The 17751-nt window shown below is 72.5% G+C and carries 20 protein-coding genes; 19 read left to right on the top strand and 1 reads right to left on the bottom strand.

What is annotated here, in order from left to right:
* Window positions 1-29 precede the first annotated feature (29 nt).
* Both ffh and ftsH read left to right on the top strand, forming a co-directional pair.
* Window positions 30-1583, top strand: a complete 1554-nt coding sequence (gene ffh / locus AB0E19_RS14185) for a signal recognition particle protein (RefSeq protein ID WP_360601748.1) — start codon at window positions 30-32, stop codon at window positions 1581-1583.
* 142 nt (window positions 1584-1725) lie between these two features.
* Window positions 1726-3687, top strand: a complete 1962-nt coding sequence (gene ftsH / locus AB0E19_RS14180; protein WP_362178365.1) for an ATP-dependent zinc metalloprotease FtsH — start codon at window positions 1726-1728, stop codon at window positions 3685-3687.
* Between the two features lie 54 nt (window positions 3688-3741).
* On the opposite strand, the gene AB0E19_RS14175 is transcribed toward ftsH, so the two are convergent.
* Entirely contained in the window at window positions 3742-4467 is a 726-nt protein-coding gene (locus tag AB0E19_RS14175) for a methyltransferase type 11 (RefSeq protein ID WP_362178362.1), read from the bottom strand.
* Between the two features lie 340 nt (window positions 4468-4807).
* Here AB0E19_RS14175 and AB0E19_RS14170 point away from each other — a divergent pair, with 340 nt between their 5' ends.
* The 17 genes from AB0E19_RS14170 to AB0E19_RS14090 all read left to right on the top strand — a co-directional run bounded on the left by AB0E19_RS14170 (window position 4808) and on the right by AB0E19_RS14090 (window position 17735).
* Complete coding sequence (locus tag AB0E19_RS14170) at window positions 4808-5401, top strand: hypothetical protein (protein WP_360601742.1); 594 nt, start codon at window positions 4808-4810, stop codon at window positions 5399-5401.
* Between the two features lie 169 nt (window positions 5402-5570).
* Entirely contained in the window at window positions 5571-6002 is a 432-nt protein-coding gene (gene rpsP / locus AB0E19_RS14165) for a 30S ribosomal protein S16 (RefSeq protein WP_030496986.1), read from the top strand.
* Between the two features lie 2 nt (window positions 6003-6004).
* Complete coding sequence (locus AB0E19_RS14160; protein WP_005311361.1) at window positions 6005-6244, top strand: RNA-binding protein; 240 nt, start codon at window positions 6005-6007, stop codon at window positions 6242-6244.
* Between the two features lie 78 nt (window positions 6245-6322).
* Entirely contained in the window at window positions 6323-6925 is a 603-nt protein-coding gene (rimM, locus tag AB0E19_RS14155; protein WP_362178358.1) for a ribosome maturation factor RimM, read from the top strand.
* Complete coding sequence (gene trmD, locus AB0E19_RS14150) at window positions 6922-7743, top strand: tRNA (guanosine(37)-N1)-methyltransferase TrmD (protein ID WP_360601738.1); 822 nt, start codon at window positions 6922-6924, stop codon at window positions 7741-7743. The genes rimM and trmD overlap by 4 nt, the downstream gene beginning before the upstream one ends.
* Window positions 7744-7871: 128 nt before the next feature.
* Complete coding sequence (rplS, locus tag AB0E19_RS14145) at window positions 7872-8222, top strand: 50S ribosomal protein L19 (protein ID WP_030496989.1); 351 nt, start codon at window positions 7872-7874, stop codon at window positions 8220-8222.
* A gap of 69 nt (window positions 8223-8291) precedes the next feature.
* Window positions 8292-9194 (top strand): signal peptidase I, encoded by a 903-nt coding sequence (lepB, locus tag AB0E19_RS14140; protein WP_362178352.1) that lies wholly within the window; start codon window positions 8292-8294, stop codon window positions 9192-9194.
* Window positions 9187-10200: a signal peptidase I gene (gene lepB, locus AB0E19_RS14135; protein WP_362178350.1), complete on the top strand. Its 1014-nt coding sequence runs from the start codon at window positions 9187-9189 to the stop codon at window positions 10198-10200. Before lepB (AB0E19_RS14140) ends, lepB (AB0E19_RS14135) begins: the two co-directional genes overlap by 8 nt.
* Complete coding sequence (lepB, locus tag AB0E19_RS14130; RefSeq protein ID WP_362178738.1) at window positions 10136-11089, top strand: signal peptidase I; 954 nt, start codon at window positions 10136-10138, stop codon at window positions 11087-11089. The genes lepB (AB0E19_RS14135) and lepB (AB0E19_RS14130) overlap by 65 nt, the downstream gene beginning before the upstream one ends.
* 53 nt (window positions 11090-11142) lie before the next feature.
* On the top strand, window positions 11143-11901 hold the full coding sequence (gene lepB, locus AB0E19_RS14125) for a signal peptidase I (protein ID WP_362178348.1): 759 nt from the start codon (window positions 11143-11145) through the stop codon (window positions 11899-11901).
* A complete protein-coding gene (locus tag AB0E19_RS14120; RefSeq protein WP_362178345.1) occupies window positions 11898-12422 on the top strand; it encodes an NUDIX hydrolase in 525 nt (174 codons plus the stop codon). Before lepB (AB0E19_RS14125) ends, AB0E19_RS14120 begins: the two co-directional genes overlap by 4 nt.
* Before the next feature lie 56 nt (window positions 12423-12478).
* Window positions 12479-12787 (top strand): DUF2469 domain-containing protein, encoded by a 309-nt coding sequence (locus AB0E19_RS14115; protein ID WP_005311352.1) that lies wholly within the window; start codon window positions 12479-12481, stop codon window positions 12785-12787.
* A gap of 114 nt (window positions 12788-12901) precedes the next feature.
* Complete coding sequence (locus AB0E19_RS14110) at window positions 12902-13267, top strand: YraN family protein (RefSeq protein WP_362178342.1); 366 nt, start codon at window positions 12902-12904, stop codon at window positions 13265-13267.
* 1 nt (window position 13268) lies between these two features.
* Complete coding sequence (locus AB0E19_RS14105; RefSeq protein WP_362178339.1) at window positions 13269-14882, top strand: YifB family Mg chelatase-like AAA ATPase; 1614 nt, start codon at window positions 13269-13271, stop codon at window positions 14880-14882.
* Complete coding sequence (gene dprA / locus AB0E19_RS14100; protein ID WP_362178336.1) at window positions 14879-16039, top strand: DNA-processing protein DprA; 1161 nt, start codon at window positions 14879-14881, stop codon at window positions 16037-16039. Before AB0E19_RS14105 ends, dprA begins: the two co-directional genes overlap by 4 nt.
* Window positions 16040-16278: 239 nt before the next feature.
* Complete coding sequence (gene whiG / locus AB0E19_RS14095) at window positions 16279-17115, top strand: RNA polymerase sigma factor WhiG (protein ID WP_169094468.1); 837 nt, start codon at window positions 16279-16281, stop codon at window positions 17113-17115.
* Window positions 17116-17168: 53 nt separating this feature from the next.
* Window positions 17169-17735, top strand: coding sequence for a helix-turn-helix domain-containing protein (locus AB0E19_RS14090; protein WP_362178735.1), 567 nt, complete (start codon window positions 17169-17171; stop codon window positions 17733-17735).
* The last annotated feature ends 16 nt before the right edge of the window (window positions 17736-17751 follow it).

The following is a 17751-nucleotide window of genomic DNA, read 5'->3' as shown; positions in this document are numbered from 1 at the left end:
TCCGCCCCGACCCGAGGATCGCGACCACCGTGTTCGATACGCTTTCCGACCGCCTCAGCGCGACTTTCAAGTCCCTCCGGGGCAAAGGCCGCCTCTCCGAGCAGGACATCGACAGCGCGGCCCGGGAAATCCGTATCGCCCTCCTCGAGGCCGACGTCGCCCTGCCGGTCGTCCGCGCGTTCATCAAGAACGTCAAGGAGCGGGCCCTCGGCGCCGAGGTCTCCAAGGCGCTGAACCCCTCGCAGCAGGTCATCAAGATCGTCAACGACGAGCTGATCTCGATCCTGGGCGGCGAGACCCGCCGGCTGCGGTTCGCCAAGACCGCGCCCACCGTGATCATGCTCGCCGGTCTCCAGGGTGCCGGTAAGACCACCCTCGCCGGAAAGCTCGGCCTCTGGCTGAAGGGGCAGGGCCACTCGCCGCTGCTCGTCGCCTGCGACCTCCAGCGCCCCAACGCGGTCAACCAGCTCTCGGTCGTCGCCGACCGCGCGGGCGTCGCCTTCTACGGCCCGCAGCCCGGCAACGGCGTGGGCGACCCGGTCCAGGTCGCCAAGGACTCGATCGAGTACGCCCGGTCGAAGATGTACGACATCGTCGTCGTCGACACCGCCGGCCGCCTCGGCATCGACCAGGAGCTGATGCAGCAGGCCGCGGACATCCGCGATGCCGTCAGCCCCGACGAGATCCTCTTCGTCGTCGACGCGATGATCGGTCAGGACGCGGTCAACACCGCCGAGGCCTTCCGCGACGGCGTCGGCTTCGACGGCGTCGTCCTCTCCAAGCTCGACGGCGACGCCCGCGGTGGTGCCGCGCTCTCCATCGCGCACGTCACCGGCAAGCAGATCATGTTCGCCTCCAACGGCGAGAAGCTGGACGAGTTCGACGCGTTCCACCCGGACCGCATGGCGTCCCGCATCCTCGGCATGGGCGACATGCTGTCGCTCATCGAGAAGGCCCAGCAGACCTTCGACGAGGAAGAGGCCGCCAAGATGGCCTCGAAGCTCGCGTCGAAGAAGGGCCAGGACTTCACCCTGGACGACTTCCTCGCCCAGATGGAGCAGGTCCGCAAGATGGGCTCCATCAGCAAGCTCCTCGGCATGCTGCCCGGCATGGGGCAGATGAAGGAGCAGATCGCCAACATCGACGAGCGGGACGTGGACCGTACCGCCGCCATCATCAAGTCGATGACCCCGGCCGAGCGCCAGGACCCGACCATCATCAACGGCTCCCGCCGCGCCCGTATCGCCAAGGGTTCCGGCGTCGAGGTCAGCGCCGTGAAGGGCCTGGTCGAGCGGTTCTTCGAGGCCCGCAAGATGATGTCCCGCATGGCCCAGGGCGGCGGCCTGCCCGGCATGCCCGGCATCCCGGGCATGGGCGGCGGCCCCGGCCGGCAGAAGAAGCAGGTCAAGCAGGCCAAGGGCAAGCGCAAGAGCGGCAACCCGATGAAGCGGAAGGCCGAGGAGCAGGCCGCCCAGGAGAAGCGGGAGCAGGCCCAGCAGGGCGGCGCCTTCGGGCTGCCGGGCGCCGGCCAGGGCCCGCAGGACTTCGAGCTGCCGGACGAGTTCAAGAAGTTCATGGGCTGACCCCCGTCGGCCGGAGGGGCCCGGGGCGGTTTCGTGTCATCGAAACCGCCCCGGGCCCCTTTTCGTCCACCCGGACCACCCGGAATGCCGCCTTGATCCCGTTCTCCGATACTGGGGCCACTGCCGCCCCGAGGAGAGCGACGTGGCCAACCCCGTACCCCCGCGCGACCGGACCGACCAGCCCTGGCGCTCGGAAGGGGCGCCGCCGCCCCCGCCGCAGAAGAAGAAGATGCCCGGAGGCTGGGGCGGCCTCATCCTCACCGCGCTCGCCGTCTACCTGATCGCCAACCTCGTGCTGTCGTTCTTCAACGAGGGCGACGGGCCGACGATCTCGTACACCGAGTTCAGCAAGCAGGTCACCGCCGGGAACGTCACCAAGATCTACTCCAAGGGCGACGCCATCCAGGGGCAGCTGAAGGACAAGCAGCCCGTGCCCGACGGCAAGGGCGACTACACCAAGTTCCAGACCCAGCGCCCGGCCTTCGCCGACGACGACCTGTGGGCGCAGCTGACCCAGCAGAAGGTCACCGTCACCGCCGAGCCCGTGGTGCAGGAACGTTCCTTCTTCGCCAATCTGCTGCTCTCCCTCGCCCCGATGCTCCTCCTCGTCCTCCTCTGGGTCTTCATCGCCCGCAGGATGAGCTCCGGCATGGGCGGAGCCGGCGGGATGCTCGGCCGCAAGCAGCCGCCGAAACCGGTCGAGGTGGAGGGCGGCAAGCGCACCACCTTCGCCGACGTCGCCGGCATCGACGAGGTGGAGGGCGAGCTCAACGACGTCGTCGACTTCCTGAAGAACCCGCAGGCCTACCGCGAGATGGGTGCCAAGATGCCCCGCGGTGTCCTCCTCGCGGGCCCGCCCGGCACCGGCAAGACCCTCCTCGCGCGGGCCGTCGCGGGCGAGGCCGGGGTGCCCTTCTTCTCGGCCTCCGCCTCCGAGTTCATCGAGATGATCGTCGGCGTCGGCGCCTCCCGCGTCCGCGAGCTCTTCGCCGAGGCCCGCAAGGTCGCCCCCGCGATCATCTTCATCGACGAGATCGACACCATCGGCCGGGCCCGCGGCGGCGGCTCCGGCATGGGCGGCCACGACGAGCGCGAACAGACCCTCAACCAGATCCTCACCGAGATGGACGGCTTCACCGGCTCCGAGGGCGTCATCGTCCTCGCCGCCACCAACCGCGCCGACGTCCTCGACCCCGCCCTCACCCGCCCCGGCCGCTTCGACCGGATCGTCCACGTCAACCCGCCCGACCGCGGCGGCCGCGAGGCCATCCTCAAGATCCACACCCGGCAGATCCCGCTCGCCAAGGACGTCGACCTGGAGCAGGTCGCCCGCACCACCCCCGGCATGACCGGCGCCGAACTCGCCAACCTCGCCAACGAGGCCGCCCTCCTCGCCGTCAAGCGCGAACAGAGGGCCGTCACCCAGTCCGACCTCTCCGACGCCCTGGAGAAGGTCCAGCTCGGCGCCGAACGCCCCCTCGTCATGCCCGAGGAGGAACGCCGCCGCACCGCCTACCACGAGAGCGGCCACGCCCTCCTCGGCATGCTCCAGCCCGGCGCCGACCCCGTCCGCAAGATCACCATCGTGCCGCGCGGCCGCGCCCTCGGCGTCACGTTGTCCACACCCGACGCCGATAAGTACGCCTATACGGAGGAGTACCTGCGCGGCCGGATCATCGGCGCCCTCGGCGGCATGGCGGCCGAGCAGGTCGTCTTCGGCGTCATCACCACCGGCGCCGAGAGCGATCTGGAGCAGGTCACCACCATCGCCCGCGGCATGGTCGGCCGCTGGGGCATGAGCGAGACCGTCGGCCGGCTCACCGCCATCCCGAGCGACGCCCAGCAGGCGTACGGCCTCTCCGCCGCCCCCTCGACCCTCGACACCGTCGACGCCGAGATGCGCCGCATCGTCGACGAGTGCTACGAGGACGCCGTCCGCCTCCTGAACGAGAACCGCGACAAGCTCGACGCCCTCTCCGCCGCCCTCCTGGCCGGCGAGACCCTGGAGGAGGACGCGGCCTACCGCGCGGCCGGCATCGAGCGCCCCGACCCGAACGCCCCCGAGCCCGGAGTGGGCCCCAACCCCGAGCGCCCGCCCGCCTGAGCCGCACCGCCTCCCGGGGCGGCCGGGGCACGCGCGCGATCCGGAAGAGACGGCCTAGGGCACGCGCGCGATGACGTACCGGAAGACGTTCGGCATCCACACCGTGCCGTCGGCACGCCGGTAGGGCGCCAGGGCCTCCTCGATCTCCTTCTCCACCCGGGAGGGGTCGGAGGCCCGCACCGCCGCGTCGAAGGCCCCGGTGGAGAGCAGCCCGCGCACGGCGCTGGCCTCGTCCGCGTACCCGAAGGGACAGGCGACCCGGCCGTCGCCCACCGGCCGCAGCCCGGCCCGGACGGCGAGCGCCCCCAGGTCGGTACGGGGGGAGGGGCGCCGGTCCGCCAGCCGGTCCGCGAGCCGCAGCAGCGGCTCCGTCGCGCACCGCTCCGGCGGCCCCCAGCCGGCCAGCACCACCGCCGTGCCGCGTTGCGCCGCCCGGGTGAGCCCGTCCGGCACGAAGGCGGTCCGGTCGGCCGCGTGGAAGGCGGTGATCACGTCGTACGGGCCGTCCTCCGGGACGCCGGAGGTGACCGCCACGGAGTCGGGCAGACGGGTTCTGGCCAGTTCCACGCGCGCGTGGTCCGCCTCCGCCCCGGCGGCCAGGGCGCCCCGGGCCGCCGCCATCAGCAGCGCCAGACCGGTCCCGCAGTCCAGGCCGAGCAGGCGGGTGCCCGGGCCCACGCCGAGGCGTTCGTGGACCGCCTCGTAGAGCGGGACGAGCATCCGTTCCTGGATCTCGGCCCAATCGCGCGCGGGGTGGTGCGGGACGAGCGTAGGTGTCATGGATCAGGCCCCAATCCGTGCCGGACGACAGCCCCCCGTAGTCAGGGAACTGCGCTTCGCGCCCGGCGTCCAGTGCTCGGGCCGGACGACCGGGGGCGAGTTCGGGCCACACACCCCGCGAGGGCGACGGCGAAGCCGGGGGTCGGTGCCCGAAGTCGGGCACCGACCCGGTAAGGTCCCCTCCCGCAAGGGCCGGGCGTGCGTGAGGTGACCGCGCGCCGGGGCGTATGCGCCCTGTGCACCAGCTGTGGACGCCTGGGTACCGACTGACGGGTACGTGCAAAATATTTGAGTTGCCCCGGAATGGAACCCGGAGGGGATCCAGCTCGTTGTACCCGACGTGAGCACGACACCACCTGTCCTCGCCGCAGAGCTGGCGCAGGCGTGGGCCGACATTCAGCGGCACCACCCCGAGCTGCCGGACCTCGCCGCGCCCGAGTCCCTGATCGGAGAGTCCTCGTCCGCCTGTGGCGCCGAGCTCTCCTTCGAGCGACTGCTCCACGAGGCAGTCCACGGCATCGCCGCCGCCCGGGGTGTCCGCGACACCTCCCGCGCCGGCCGCTACCACAACCGCAGATTCCTGGCGATCGCCGAGGAGATGGGCCTCGACCATCCCGAGGAGCCGCACGCCAGCAGCGGCTTCTCCCTGGTCACGCTCAACCCCGAGGCGAAGCGCCGGTACCGGCCCACCATCGAGCGGCTGCAGCGCGCGCTCAAGGCCCACACCGTCGCCACCGCCGCCGACACCAAGCGCTCCTTCCGCGGACCGGCCGCCCGGCACGGCTCCTCGGGCGGCGGCGTCCGCGTCAAGGCCGTCTGCGACTGCGGGCGCAACGTGCGCGTGGTGCCCTCGGTGCTGGCCCAGGCCCCGATCGTCTGCGGAGGCTGCGGCAAGCCGTTCCGGATCCCCGAGACGGTCGGCGCCGTCGGCTGACCTGGCGGCGAGCGGTGCGGCGGCGTGTGGCACAATGGACAGCTGTACTCGACAGTCGCACAGGACCCCTCTCTCCTCCGGCTGACGCGTCCATCGGGCACCCGAGTACCGCAACCCCACGTGGCATCTCAAGTGCCCAACCACGTCAAGACCAGGAGACACCACTCCAGTGGCAGTCAAGATCAAGCTCAAGCGCCTCGGCAAGATTCGCCAGCCGCACTACCGCATCGTCGTCGCCGACTCGCGCACCCGCCGTGACGGCCGCGCGATCGAGGAGATCGGCCTCTACCACCCGACGTACAACCCGTCGCGTATCGAGGTCGACTCCGAGCGTGCGCAGTACTGGCTCTCCGTCGGCGCCCAGCCGACCGAGCCCGTCCTCGCCATCCTGAAGCTCACCGGCGACTGGCAGAAGCACAAGGGCCTTCCCGCCCCGGAGAAGCCGCTGCTCGCCCCGGCGACCAAGGAAGAGAAGCGCGCTTCCTTCGACGAGTTCGCCAAGGCTCTCGAGGGTGCCGAGGACAAGGGTGAGGCCATCACCCCGAAGGCCAAGAAGGCGAAGGCGGACGAGGCCGAGGCCGAGTCCACCACCGAGGCCTGATCATGCTCGAGGAGGCTCTCGAGCACCTCGTGAAGGGCATCGTCGACAACCCCGACGACGTGCAGGTCGCCTCGCGCAACCTGCGTCGCGGCCGCGTGCTGGAGGTCCGGGTCCACCCCGACGACCTCGGCAAGGTGATCGGCCGCAACGGCCGCACCGCGCGTGCGCTGCGCACCGTCGTGGGCGCCATCGGCGGTCGTGGCATCCGCGTCGACCTCGTCGACGTGGACCAGGTCCGCTGAAAGTTTGACACCGGCACGGGCCGGGGAGGGCAGACCGCCCACCCCGGCCCGTTGCCGTACGACAGGAAGAGTTCACCAGTGCAGTTGGTAGTCGCGCGGATCGGCCGCGCCCACGGGATCAGGGGCGATGTCACCGTGGAGGTGCGCACCGACGAGCCCGAACTGCGGCTCGGCCCCGGCGCCGTCCTGCTCACCGACCCGGCCTCCGCCGGTCCGCTGACCATCGAGTCCGGCAAGGTGCACAGCGGCCGGCTGCTGCTCCGCTTCGAGGGCGTCCGCGACCGCAACGCCGCCGAGGCGCTCCGCAACACCCTCCTCATCGCCGAGGTCGACCCGGCGGAACTCCCCGAGGAGGAGGACGAGTACTACGACCACCAGCTCGTCGACCTCGACGTGGTCCTCGCCGACGGCACCGTCATCGGCGCCATCACCGAGATCTCCCACCTGCCCTCGCAGGACCTGTTCATCGTCGAGCGGCCCGACGGGACCGAGCTGATGATCCCCTTCGTCGAGCAGATCGTCACCGAGATCGACCTGGAGAACCAGCGGGCCGTCATCGACCCGCCGCCCGGCCTCATCGACGACCGCGCCGAGATCGCCTCCGCCCGCGACGCCGACGACGCCGACGACGCCGACGACGCCGACGACGCCGAAGAGGGCGAAGAGGGCGATCAGGCATGAGGCTCGACGTCGTCACGATCTTCCCCGAGTACCTCGAACCGCTGAACGTCTCCCTCGTCGGCAAGGCACGCGCGCGTGGACAGCTCGACGTCCACGTCCACGACCTGCGGCAGTGGACCCACGACCGGCACAACACCGTCGACGACACCCCGTACGGCGGCGGCCCCGGCATGGTCATGAAGACCGAGCCCTGGGGCGAGGCCCTCGACCAGACGCTCGCCGACGGCTACGACGCCGGCGCCCACGGCCCCGTCATCGTCGTCCCCACGCCCAGCGGCCGCCCCTTCACCCAGGAACTCGCCGTCGAGCTCTCCGAGCGGCCCTGGCTGATCTTCACCCCGGCCCGCTACGAGGGCATCGACCGCCGCGTCATGGACGAGTACGCCACCCGCATGCCCGTCTACGAGGTCTCCATCGGCGACTACGTGCTCGCCGGCGGCGAGGCCGCCGTCCTGGTGATCACCGAGGCCGTCGCCCGGCTGCTCCCCGGGGTCCTCGGCAACGCCGAGTCGCACCGCGACGACTCCTTCGCCCCCGGCGCCATGGCCAACCTCCTCGAAGGCCCCGTCTACACCAAGCCCCCGGAGTGGCGCGGTCACGCCATCCCCGAGGTGCTGGTCAGCGGCCACCATGGCAAGATCGCCCGCTGGCGCCGCGACGAGGCCTTCCGGCGCACCGCCGCCAACCGGCCCGACCTCATCGAGCGCTGCGACCCCTCCGCCTTCGACAAGAAGGACCGCGAGACCCTCTCGATCCTCGGCTGGGCCCCCGAGCCCGGCGGCCGATTTTGGCGCAGGGTCGAGGGCGTGGAAGAATAGGCGACTGCCGTCCGTCCGGCGCGCGCCCCTGCCACAGGGGGAGCCGCCCGCCACTCGACAGGACGGCATCCCCATGATTCGTACGTCACCGCTGATGGCCTGTGGCATCGGCGAGGAAAGAGACCTCCATGGCCTCCCTGCTCGACCAGGTGAACGCGGCTTCGCTCCGCTCCGACCTGCCCGCCTTCCGTCCCGGCGACACCGTGAACGTCCACGTGCGCGTCATCGAGGGCAACCGCTCGCGTATCCAGCAGTTCAAGGGCGTCGTCATCCGCCGCCAGGGCTCCGGCGTCTCCGAGACCTTCACCGTCCGCAAGGTCTCCTTCTCCGTCGGCGTCGAGCGCACCTTCCCGGTGAACAGCCCGATCTTCGAGAAGATCGAGCTCGTCACCCGCGGTGACGTCCGTCGCGCCAAGCTCTACTACCTCCGTGAGCTGCGCGGCAAGGCCGCCAAGATCAAGGAGAAGCGCGACAACTGAGCTTCGGCTCACCGCTCGCGCGAGGCTTCACACTCCACGTACAGGCGGGCCGGATAGGCTCACCCCCCGATGGACACCGAAGCACAGCACACGGAGCGCGACCCCTCCTCCCCGGCGGAATCCCCAGTGGATCCCGCGTCGGAGGACGGGTCGCGCTCCGTGCGCGTTTCCGGCCGCGCCGGACCCTCCTGGCGCAGGACGGGGCTGGTCGGCGCCGCCTGTGTGGTCTTCCTGCTGCTGCTCAGCCACTTCGTCGCCCAGCCGTTCCTGATCCCCAGCGGCTCCATGGAACCCACCCTCCAGGTCGGGGACCGGATCCTGGTCAACAAACTGGCGTACCGTTTCGGCAATGAGCCGCGCCGCGGTGACGTCGTGGTCTTCGACGGCACCGGATCCTTCGTCCGGGAGGAGCCGGCGGGCAACCCCGTCACGGGTCTGCTGCACGACGCGGCGGCCGCCCTCGGGCTCGCGGCGCCCGACGAGACCGACTTCGTGAAGCGGGTCGTCGGCGTCGGCGGCGACCGGGTCGTCTGCTGCGACGAGGACGGCCGGATCACCGTCAACGGCGGCCGCGTCCAGGAGCCGTACCTCACGCCCGGCGACCGGCCCTCCGACGTCCCCTTCGACATCGTCGTGCCCCCGGGCACCCTCTGGGTGATGGGCGACCACCGCAGCCAGTCCAGCGACTCCCGCGACCACCTCGGCAGCCCCGGCGGCGGCGTGGTCCCCGTCGACAAGGTCGTCGGCCGCGCCGACTGGATCGTCTGGCCCTTCGGCCGCTGGACCACCGTGCCCGAGACCGACGCGTACGACTCCGTACCGGCGCCGCCCGCCGGCGGGCACCCCTTCGGGCCGCGGGAGAGCGGGTGGGGGAGCGGGCGGGAGAGCGCACCGGGGAGCGGGCGGGAGAGCGCACCGGGGAGCGGGCAGGACGGCGGTCAGGGGAGCGCGCGGGGGAGCGGGCATGGGTAGCCGCGGCCGGCCGCGGGCGGGCACCGGGCCGGAGGAGGCGCCGACGGCGCCGCCCGGCCGCGCCGAACGCCGCCGGCTGGCCCGCCGGGTCCAGCGCCGCCGCCGGCGCTCCGCGATCCGCGAGATCCCCATCCTCGTCGGCGTCGCCGTGCTGATCGCGCTCGTCCTCAAGACCTTCCTCGTCCAGGCCTTCGTCATCCCGTCCGGCTCCATGGAGCAGACGATCCGGATCCACGACCGGGTCCTGGTCGACAAGCTCACCCCGTGGTTCGGCTCGAAGCCGCAGCGCGGGGACGTCGTCGTCTTCAAGGACCCCGGCAGCTGGCTCCACCAGGAGACCGCCCCCGCCGCCGAGGACCCCGTCGGGATCAAGCAGCTCAAGCAGGCGCTGACCTTCATCGGACTGATGCCCTCGGCCGACGACCGGGACCTCATCAAGCGGGTGATCGCGGTCGGCGGCGACACCGTCCGCTGCTGCGGCAAGGACGGCCGGATCACCGTCAACGGCGTGCCGCTGGACGAGCCGTACCTCAACCCCGGGGACAAGCCGTCCACGATCCCCTTCGACGTGAAGGTCCCCGAGGGCCGCGTCTTCGTCCTCGGCGACCACCGCTCCGACTCCGCCGACTCGCGCTACCACCTCGACGAGCCCGGCCGGGGCACCATCGCCGAGGAGCAGGTCGTGGGCCGCGCCGTGGTGATCGCCTGGCCGCTCGGACACTGGCGCGGCCTGGAGGAGCGGGAGACCTTCGCCGCCGTGCCGGACGGACGTACGACCTCCGGGACCGCGCTCGGCATGTCGCATAGTGTGTCCACGCGGAACGTGAACGGAATGCCCTGGCCGCCGACCCCTGCGGAACTCCTGCTCGTTATGGGAGTGGCGGGCCTGTCCCTGTTCCGGGACGGGCAGTTGCACGGAGTGAGGAGTGGATGTGGGGGAAGTGGCCGTCGGCGCACGTTCCGGACACGACGGGCCCGAGGACAGGGCCGACGGGGCCAGAGGTGAGAACGTGACGGAAGAGAACAACAGCGGCGGCGGGACGTCGCCGTCCGGCGACGACCGGCCGGAGCACGGCGACGGGGCCGAGGGCACCGACGGTGCCGAGGGGACGGGGGCGCGGCCCAGGAAGCAGCGGTCCTTCTGGAAGGAGCTGCCGCTCCTCATCGGCATCGCGCTGATCCTCGCCCTGCTGATCAAGACCTTCCTGGTGCAGGCGTTCTCGATTCCCTCGGAATCGATGATGAACACCCTGAAGAAGGGCGACCGGGTCCTCGTCGACAAGCTGACGCCGTGGTTCGGCTCCGAGCCCGAGCGCGGCGAGGTCGTCGTCTTCCACGACCCGGGCGGCTGGCTGGAGACCGCGGAGACCCCCAAGCCGAACGCGATCCAGAAGTTCCTCAGCTTCATCGGCCTCATGCCGTCCGCCGAGGAGAAGGACCTCATCAAGCGGGTCATCGCGGTCGGCGGCGACACCGTCTCCTGCAAGGAGGGCGGCAAGGTCGTCCTCAACGGCAAGGAACTCGACGAGACCGCCTACCTCTACCCCGGCTCCGTGCCCTGCCAGGACTCCTTCGGCCCGATCAAGGTCCCCGAGAACCGCATCTGGGTCATGGGCGACAACCGGCAGAACTCGCTCGACTCCCGCTTCCACCAGGAGCTCCCGGGCGGCGGCACCATCGCCGACGACCAGGTCGTCGGCCGGGCCGTCGTCGTCGCCTGGCCCCTCACCCGCTGGGCGACCCTGCCGGTCCCGGACGTCTTCGACCAGCCCGGACTCGACCAGGCCGCTGCCGCCGCGCCGGCCATGGCCCCGGCGGCGGCCGGCCTCGCCGGAGCGCTCCCGCTGGTGCTCTGGCGCCGCAGGAAGCGCTCCACGCGCCATACCGCCGAGTAGCTTCGCGCGGGTAGGGTGCCGTCCCAGATCGTCGACGGACCTCTGGGGTGCACATGGGCGCAGCGAACAAGAAGACCGACGGCCGCGGCCGTCTCGGCAGCGTGCTGTCGGGACTCGCCGTGGCCGTCGGCTGTCTGCTCTTCCTCGGCGGCCTCGCCGCGGGAGCCGTGCTCTACCGGCCGTACTCGGTGCCCACCGGCTCCATGGCCCCCACCCTGGAGACCGGCGCCAAGGTCCTCGCCCAGCGCGTCGACGGCGCCGAGGTGCGACGCGGTGACGTCGTCGTCTTCGAAGACCCGCTGTGGGGCGGCGCGACCATGGTCAAGCGGGTCGTCGGCATCGGCGGCGACACCGTCGCCTGCTGCGGCACCGACGGCCGGCTCACCGTCAACGGCACCCCGATCGACGAGCCGTACCTGGGCGCCCAGTCGGGCGGCCCCGGCGGGGTCGTCCCCGAGGAGTTCAGCGCCACCGTCCCCGAGGGCAGCCTCTTCCTCCTCGGCGACGACCGCACCATCTCGCTCGACTCCCGCAGCCACCTGGACGACGCGGCCCAGGGCTCGGTGCCCCGCTCCGCCGTCGTCGCCCGCGTCGACTCCGTGGTCTGGCCGCTCTCCGTCGGCGGCCTCGTCGAACGCCCGGCGGCCTTCGCCGCCCTGCCCGGCGGCGTCTCGACCCCCGGCCCCGTCGCCCTCCTCCTCACCGCCGTCGGCGTCGGTGCCGCCCTGATCCTGGGCGGCGCCGCCTACGGCCCGGTGGCCGACCGGATGGGCGGGCGGGGCAAGGGAGCGCGCGAGAAGGTGAAGGCATGACGGAGGGCCCGGGCGGTACGGGCGAGGCCGGGCGCGAGGTGCGGCAGGTCGCGCGGGTGATCCTGCTCGACCCCGACGACCGCGTGCTGCTCATGCACGGACACGAACCCGACGACCCCGGCGACACCTGGTGGTTCACGCCCGGCGGCGGCCTCGAAGGCGACGAGACCCACGCGCAGGCCGCCCTGCGCGAGCTCGCCGAGGAGACCGGTCTCACCGACGTCGAACTCGGCCCCGTCCTCTGGCTGCGGCGCTGCTCCTTCCCCTTCGCCGGCCGCCGCTGGGACCAGGACGAGCGGTACTACCTCGCCCGCACCCGTCACACCGGCCCCGTGCCCGGCCCCCAGGCCCTCACCGAGCTGGAGACGCGCAGTCTCTCCGGCCTGAGATGGTGGACCTCCGCCGAACTGTCGGCGGCACATGAGACCGTGTACCCCATCAGGCTCGCCGAGCTGCTGCGCACGCTGCTCGACGAGGGACCCCCGAGCACGCCCGTCGTCCTCGCCCCGGAAATCGTGTAGGGGCACGGCCCGGCTGGCGCACAATAGGGGGACGCACGGCTGAAGGGGAACATGCCATGAGCGCCGAGGACCTCGAGAAGTACGAGACCGAGATGGAGCTGAAGCTCTACCGGGAGTACCGCGACGTCGTCGGGCTGTTCAAATACGTGATCGAGACCGAGCGGCGCTTCTACCTCACCAACGACTACGAGATGCAGGTGCACTCGGTCCAGGGCGAGGTCTTCTTCGAGGTCAGCATGGCCGACGCCTGGGTCTGGGACATGTACCGGCCGGCCAGGTTCGTCAAGCAGGTCCGCGTCCTCACCTTCAAGGACGTCAACATCGAGGAACTCAACAAGAGCGACCTCGAACTGCCCGGCAGCTGAACTCCGCTCGCCTCACCCGTGTGAGTGACGCGGTTCCCCGGGACCGCCCACTCGTCCACAGCCCCGCACACGCCCAGGACCACCTCCGTCACAGTCGGTGACGGAGGTGGTCCCATGAACGCGACCCAAGCACTCGGACGGTACGGAGAAGAGCTGGCGGCCCGCCGGCTCACCGAGACCGGCCTGCGCATCCTCGCCCGCAACTGGCGCTACGGCCGCGCGGGAGAGATCGACATCGTCGCCCGCGACGGCGACACCCTCGTCATCTGCGAGGTCAAGACCCGCCGCATCGGCGACTTCGAACACCCCATGGCCGCCGTCACCCCCGACAAGGCGGCCCGGCTCCGGCACCTCGCCGCCTGCTGGCTCGACCACACCGGCACCCCGCCGCCCGCCGGCGGCGTCCGCGTCGACCTCGTCGGCATCGTCCTGCCCCGCCGCGGCGCCCCCGTCCTCACCCACGCCCGGGGGGTGGCCTGAGATGGGCTTCGCCCGCACCTGCTCCGTCGCCCTCGTCGGCGTCGAGGGCGTCGTCGTCGAGGTCCAGGCCGACCTCGAATCCGGCGTCGCCGCCTTCACCCTGGTCGGCCTCCCCGACAAGAGCCTCAGCGAGAGCCGCGACCGCGTCCGCGCCTCCGTCGTCAACTCCGGCGCCGAATGGCCCCAGAAGAAGCTCACGGTCGGCCTCAGCCCCGCGTCGGTCCCGAAATCCGGCAGCGGCTTCGATCTCGCCGTGGCCGCCGCCGTGCTCGGGGCGGCCGAGCGCATCGACCCCCGCTCCATCGCCGATCTCGTCCTCATCGGCGAACTCGGCCTCGACGGACGCGTCCGACCCGTCCGCGGCATCCTCCCGGCCGTCCTCGCCGCCGCCGACGCCGGCTACCACCAGGTCGTCGTCCCCGAGCAGACCGCCGGAGAGGCCGCCCTCGTCCCCGGCGTCTCCGTCCTCGGCGTCCGCACCCTGCGCCAGCTCATCGCCGTCCTCGCCGGCGAACCCGTCCCCGACGAGGACCCCGCCGAGGCCGGCCGGCCCGACGCCATGCTCGCCGGACTCCTCGTCCCCGGCGCCGGCACCGGCACCGGTCTGGCCGCCGACCCGGGCGAAGGGCCCGACCTCGCCGACGTCGCCGGCCAGCACACCGCCCGCCGCGCCCTGGAGATCGCCGCCGCCGGCGGCCACCACCTGCTCCTCACCGGACCACCCGGCGCCGGCAAGACCATGCTCGCCGAACGGCTCCCCGGCATCCTCCCGCCCCTCACCCGCCAGGAATCCCTCGAAGTCACCGCCGTCCACTCCGTCGCCGGCATCCTCCCGCCCGGCGAACCCCTCGTCCGCCGCGCCCCCTACTGCGCACCGCACCACTCCGCCACCATGCAGTCCCTCGTCGGCGGCGGGAACGGCATCCCCAGGCCCGGCGCCGTCTCCCTCGCGCACCGGGGCGTCCTCTTCATGGACGAGGCCCCCGAGTTCTCCACCAAAGCCCTCGACGCCCTCCGCCAGCCCCTCGAATCCGGACACGTCGTCATCGCCCGCGCCGCCGGCGTCGTCCGCCTCCCCGCCCGCTTCCTCCTCGCCCTCGCCGCCAACCCCTGCCCCTGCGGCCGCCACACGCTCCAGGGCGCCGGCTGCGAGTGCCCGCCCTCCGTGATCCGCCGCTACCAGGCCCGCCTCTCCGGCCCCCTCCTCGACCGCGTCGACCTCCGGGTCGAGGCCGAACCCGTCACCCGTTCCGACCTCCTCGGCCGGGGCGCCGGGGGCGAACCCACCGCCGCCGTCGCCGCCCGCGTCCACGAGGCCCGCGCCCGCGCCACCGCCCGGCTCACCGGCACCCCGTGGACCCTCAACAGCGAGATCCCCGGCCACGAACTCCGCACCCGCTACCTCGCCGCCCCCGGCGCCCTCGCCCACGCCGAACGGGACATGGAACGCGGCCTCCTCACCGCCCGCGGCCTCGACCGCGTCCTCCGCGTCGCCTGGACCGTCGCCGACCTCGCCGGACACGACCGCCCCGATCCCGGCGACCTCGCCCACGCCCTCGAACTGCGCACGGGCATCACCCGAGGCGTCCCCCTCACCACCGGAGACCGCCCGTGACGCCGCCTGCCCCGGACACCGAACGCCTCGCCCGCGCCGCCCTCACCCGCATCGTCGAACCCGGCGACGAACAGGCCGGCCGCGCCCTGCGCGGCCACGGCCCCGACGGCCTCCTCACCCTCCTCCGCGACCCCCGGGAGCCCCCGATCCCCGGCACCGGCGCCCGCCGTGCGGCCGGCTGGCGCCACCGCGCCCGCACCACCTCGCCCGAAGCCGACCTCGACCACATCACCCGGCTCGGCGGCCGCTTCCTCGTCCCCGGCGACCCCGACTGGCCCACCCAGCTCGACGACCTCGGCGACGCCCGCCCCCTCGGCCTGTGGACCCGCGGCCCCGCCTCCCTGCGCACCTGGGCCCTGCGCTCCGTCGCCCTCGTCGGCGCCCGCGCCTGCACCCCGTACGGCGCCCACACCGCCGCCGACCTCGCCGCCGGACTCAGCCGCCACGGCTGGGTCGTCGTCTCCGGCGCCGCCTACGGCATCGACGGCGCCGCCCACCGCGGCGCACTCGCCGCCGGCGGAGCCACCGCGGCCGTCCTCGCCAGCGGCGTCGACACCCCCTACCCGCGCGGCCACAGCGGGCTCCTCGACCGGATCGCCGGCCAGGGCCTCCTCATCGGCGAACTCCCACCCGGCAGCCACCCCACACCGAGCCGCTTCGTCCTCCGCAACCGCGTCATCGCCGCCCTCACCCGCGGCACCGTCGTCGTCGAGGCCCGGCACCGCAGCGGCTCCCTCGCCACCGCCCGCGCCGCCATCCGCCTCGGCCGCCACACCATGGGCGTCCCCGGCCCGGTCACCAGCGCCCTCTCCGCCGGGGTCCACGAGCTGCTGCGCGGCGGCGCCACCCTCGTCACCGACGCCGACGAGATCGTCGAACTCGTCGGCGCCATCGGCGACCTCGCCCCCGCCCGGCGCGGCCCCGTCCTGCCCCGCGACCTCCTCGCCCCCGCGACCGCCCAGGTCCTCGAAGCCCTCCCCGTCCATCCGCCCGCCCCCGCCACCGAGATCGCCCGTCGTGCCGGCACCACCCCCGACGAGGCCCTCGCCCGGCTGTACGAACTGCACGCCCTCGGTCACGCCGAGCGGGACGGCGACGGATGGAGGTTGACGAACACCGGCAAGCCGGTGTCGAACGCGCGGCGAGGCGATCCTTGACCTGGAGCATTCGGGTGAAAAGGTGAAGCCGATGAACAACCGAGCCCTCTCGGCCGCACCACCGGGGCCGACGCGCGCCACGGCCCCGGTTCGAAGATGTGGCCGACCACGGCACCCCGGACCGGCGCCATCCGCTCCTGTTCGCTCACCGCGACACCGCACTCACGCTACGCTCACCAGGATTCCCCACAGGACACCCAGACCGACGCACCCGACAGCAGAACGGCTCAAGGCAACGCATGCCCCAGCACACCTCCGGGTCTGACCGCGCTGCGGTGCCCCCAGCAGCCCGGGGCACCGTGCGGCCGGCCGCGCCGACCTCGCTCGACGAGCTGTGGCGCTCGTACAAGTCCACCGGCGACGAGCGGCTGCGGGAGCAGCTGATCCTGCACTACTCGCCGCTCGTCAAATACGTCGCCGGACGCGTCAGCGTCGGCCTGCCGTCCAACGTCGAACAGGCGGACTTCGTCTCCTCCGGGGTGTTCGGCCTCATCGACGCCATCGAGAAGTTCGACGTCGAGCGCGCCATCAAGTTCGAGACCTACGCCATCACCCGCATCCGCGGCGCGATGATCGACGAACTGCGCGCGCTCGACTGGATCCCCCGCTCCGTGCGCCAGAAGGCCCGCAACGTCGAGCGTGCCTACGCCACCCTGGAGGCCCAGCTCCGCCGCACCCCCAGCGAGAGCGAGGTCGCCGCCGAGCTCGGCATCCAGCTGGAGGAACTCCACGCCGTCTTCAGCCAGTTGTCCCTCGCCAACGTCGTCGCCCTCGAAGAGCTGCTGCACGTCGGCGGCGAAGGCGGCGACCGGCTCTCCCTCATGGACACCCTGGAGGACACGGCCGCCGACAACCCCGTCGAGGTCGCCGAGGACCGCGAGCTGCGCCGGCTGCTCGCCCGTGCCATCAACACGCTCCCCGAGCGCGAGAAGACCGTCGTCACCCTGTACTACTACGAGGGCCTGACCCTCGCCGAGATCGGCAACGTGCTCGGCGTCACCGAGAGCCGCGTCAGCCAGATCCACACCAAGTCCGTCCTGCAGCTCCGCGCCAAGCTGGCCGACGTGGGACGCTGACCGCGCCGCACCGGTCGTACAGTGGAGCCGTGCCCAGGATTCGAGCGGCCTCGGTGGCCGAGCACCGGACCATGCAGCGCGGCGCCCTCCTGGACGCCGCGCGTTCCCTGCTGTCCGAGGGCGGGACGGAGGCGCTGACCTTCCCCGCGCTCGCCGAGCGCACCGGCCTCGCCCGCTCGTCGGTCTACGAGTACTTCCGCTCCCGCGCCGCCGTCGTCGAGGAACTGTGCGCGGTCGACTTCCCCGTCTGGGCCGCCGAGGTCGAACTCGCCATGGCCGGCGTCGACGCCCCCGGGGACAAGGTCGCCGCCTACGTCCGCAAGCAGCTGGAACTCGTCGGCGACCGTCGCCACCGTGCCGTCGTCGCCATCTCCGCCGGTGAGCTCGACGACGGCGCCCGCGAGAAGATCCGCGCCGCGCACGGCGGCCTCGTCGCCATGGTCGTCGACGCCCTCGCCGCCCTGGGCGTCCCCGAACCCCGCCTCGGCGCCATGCTCCTCCAGGGCGTCGTCGACGCCGCCGTCCGCCGCATCGAACTCGGCGCCGCCGAGGACCCCACGGTGATCGCCGACGCGGCCGTCACCATGGCCCTCCACGGCGTCACCGGCCCCACCGCCTGAACCGACGGGCCTCCCT

This window comes from Streptomyces sp. NPDC047974, from assembly GCF_040653375.1.
GTDB lineage: Bacteria > Actinomycetota > Actinomycetes > Streptomycetales > Streptomycetaceae > Streptomyces.
This window is presented reverse-complemented; position numbering and strand designations above follow the sequence as displayed.

Excerpts from the sequence above, each read along its gene's own strand:
- AB0E19_RS14115 (WP_005311352.1), top strand. The coding sequence starts at position 12,479 with ATGAGCGCCGAGGACCTCGAGAAGTACGAGACCGAGATGGAGCTGAAG.
- AB0E19_RS14160 (WP_005311361.1), top strand. The coding sequence starts at position 6,005 with ATGCTCGAGGAGGCTCTCGAGCACCTCGTGAAGGGCATCGTCGACAAC.
- whiG (WP_169094468.1), top strand. The coding sequence starts at position 16,279 with ATGCCCCAGCACACCTCCGGGTCTGACCGCGCTGCGGTGCCCCCAGCA.
- AB0E19_RS14105 (WP_362178339.1), top strand. The coding sequence starts at position 13,269 with ATGGGCTTCGCCCGCACCTGCTCCGTCGCCCTCGTCGGCGTCGAGGGC.
- AB0E19_RS14120 (WP_362178345.1), top strand. The coding sequence starts at position 11,898 with ATGACGGAGGGCCCGGGCGGTACGGGCGAGGCCGGGCGCGAGGTGCGG.
- AB0E19_RS14110 (WP_362178342.1), top strand. The coding sequence starts at position 12,902 with ATGAACGCGACCCAAGCACTCGGACGGTACGGAGAAGAGCTGGCGGCC.
- rplS (WP_030496989.1), top strand. The coding sequence starts at position 7,872 with ATGGCCTCCCTGCTCGACCAGGTGAACGCGGCTTCGCTCCGCTCCGAC.
- AB0E19_RS14175 (WP_362178362.1), bottom strand. The coding sequence starts at position 4,467 with ATGACACCTACGCTCGTCCCGCACCACCCCGCGCGCGATTGGGCCGAG.
- lepB (WP_362178350.1), top strand. The coding sequence starts at position 9,187 with ATGGGTAGCCGCGGCCGGCCGCGGGCGGGCACCGGGCCGGAGGAGGCG.
- lepB (WP_362178348.1), top strand. The coding sequence starts at position 11,143 with ATGGGCGCAGCGAACAAGAAGACCGACGGCCGCGGCCGTCTCGGCAGC.
- trmD (WP_360601738.1), top strand. The coding sequence starts at position 6,922 with ATGAGGCTCGACGTCGTCACGATCTTCCCCGAGTACCTCGAACCGCTG.
- lepB (WP_362178352.1), top strand. The coding sequence starts at position 8,292 with ATGGACACCGAAGCACAGCACACGGAGCGCGACCCCTCCTCCCCGGCG.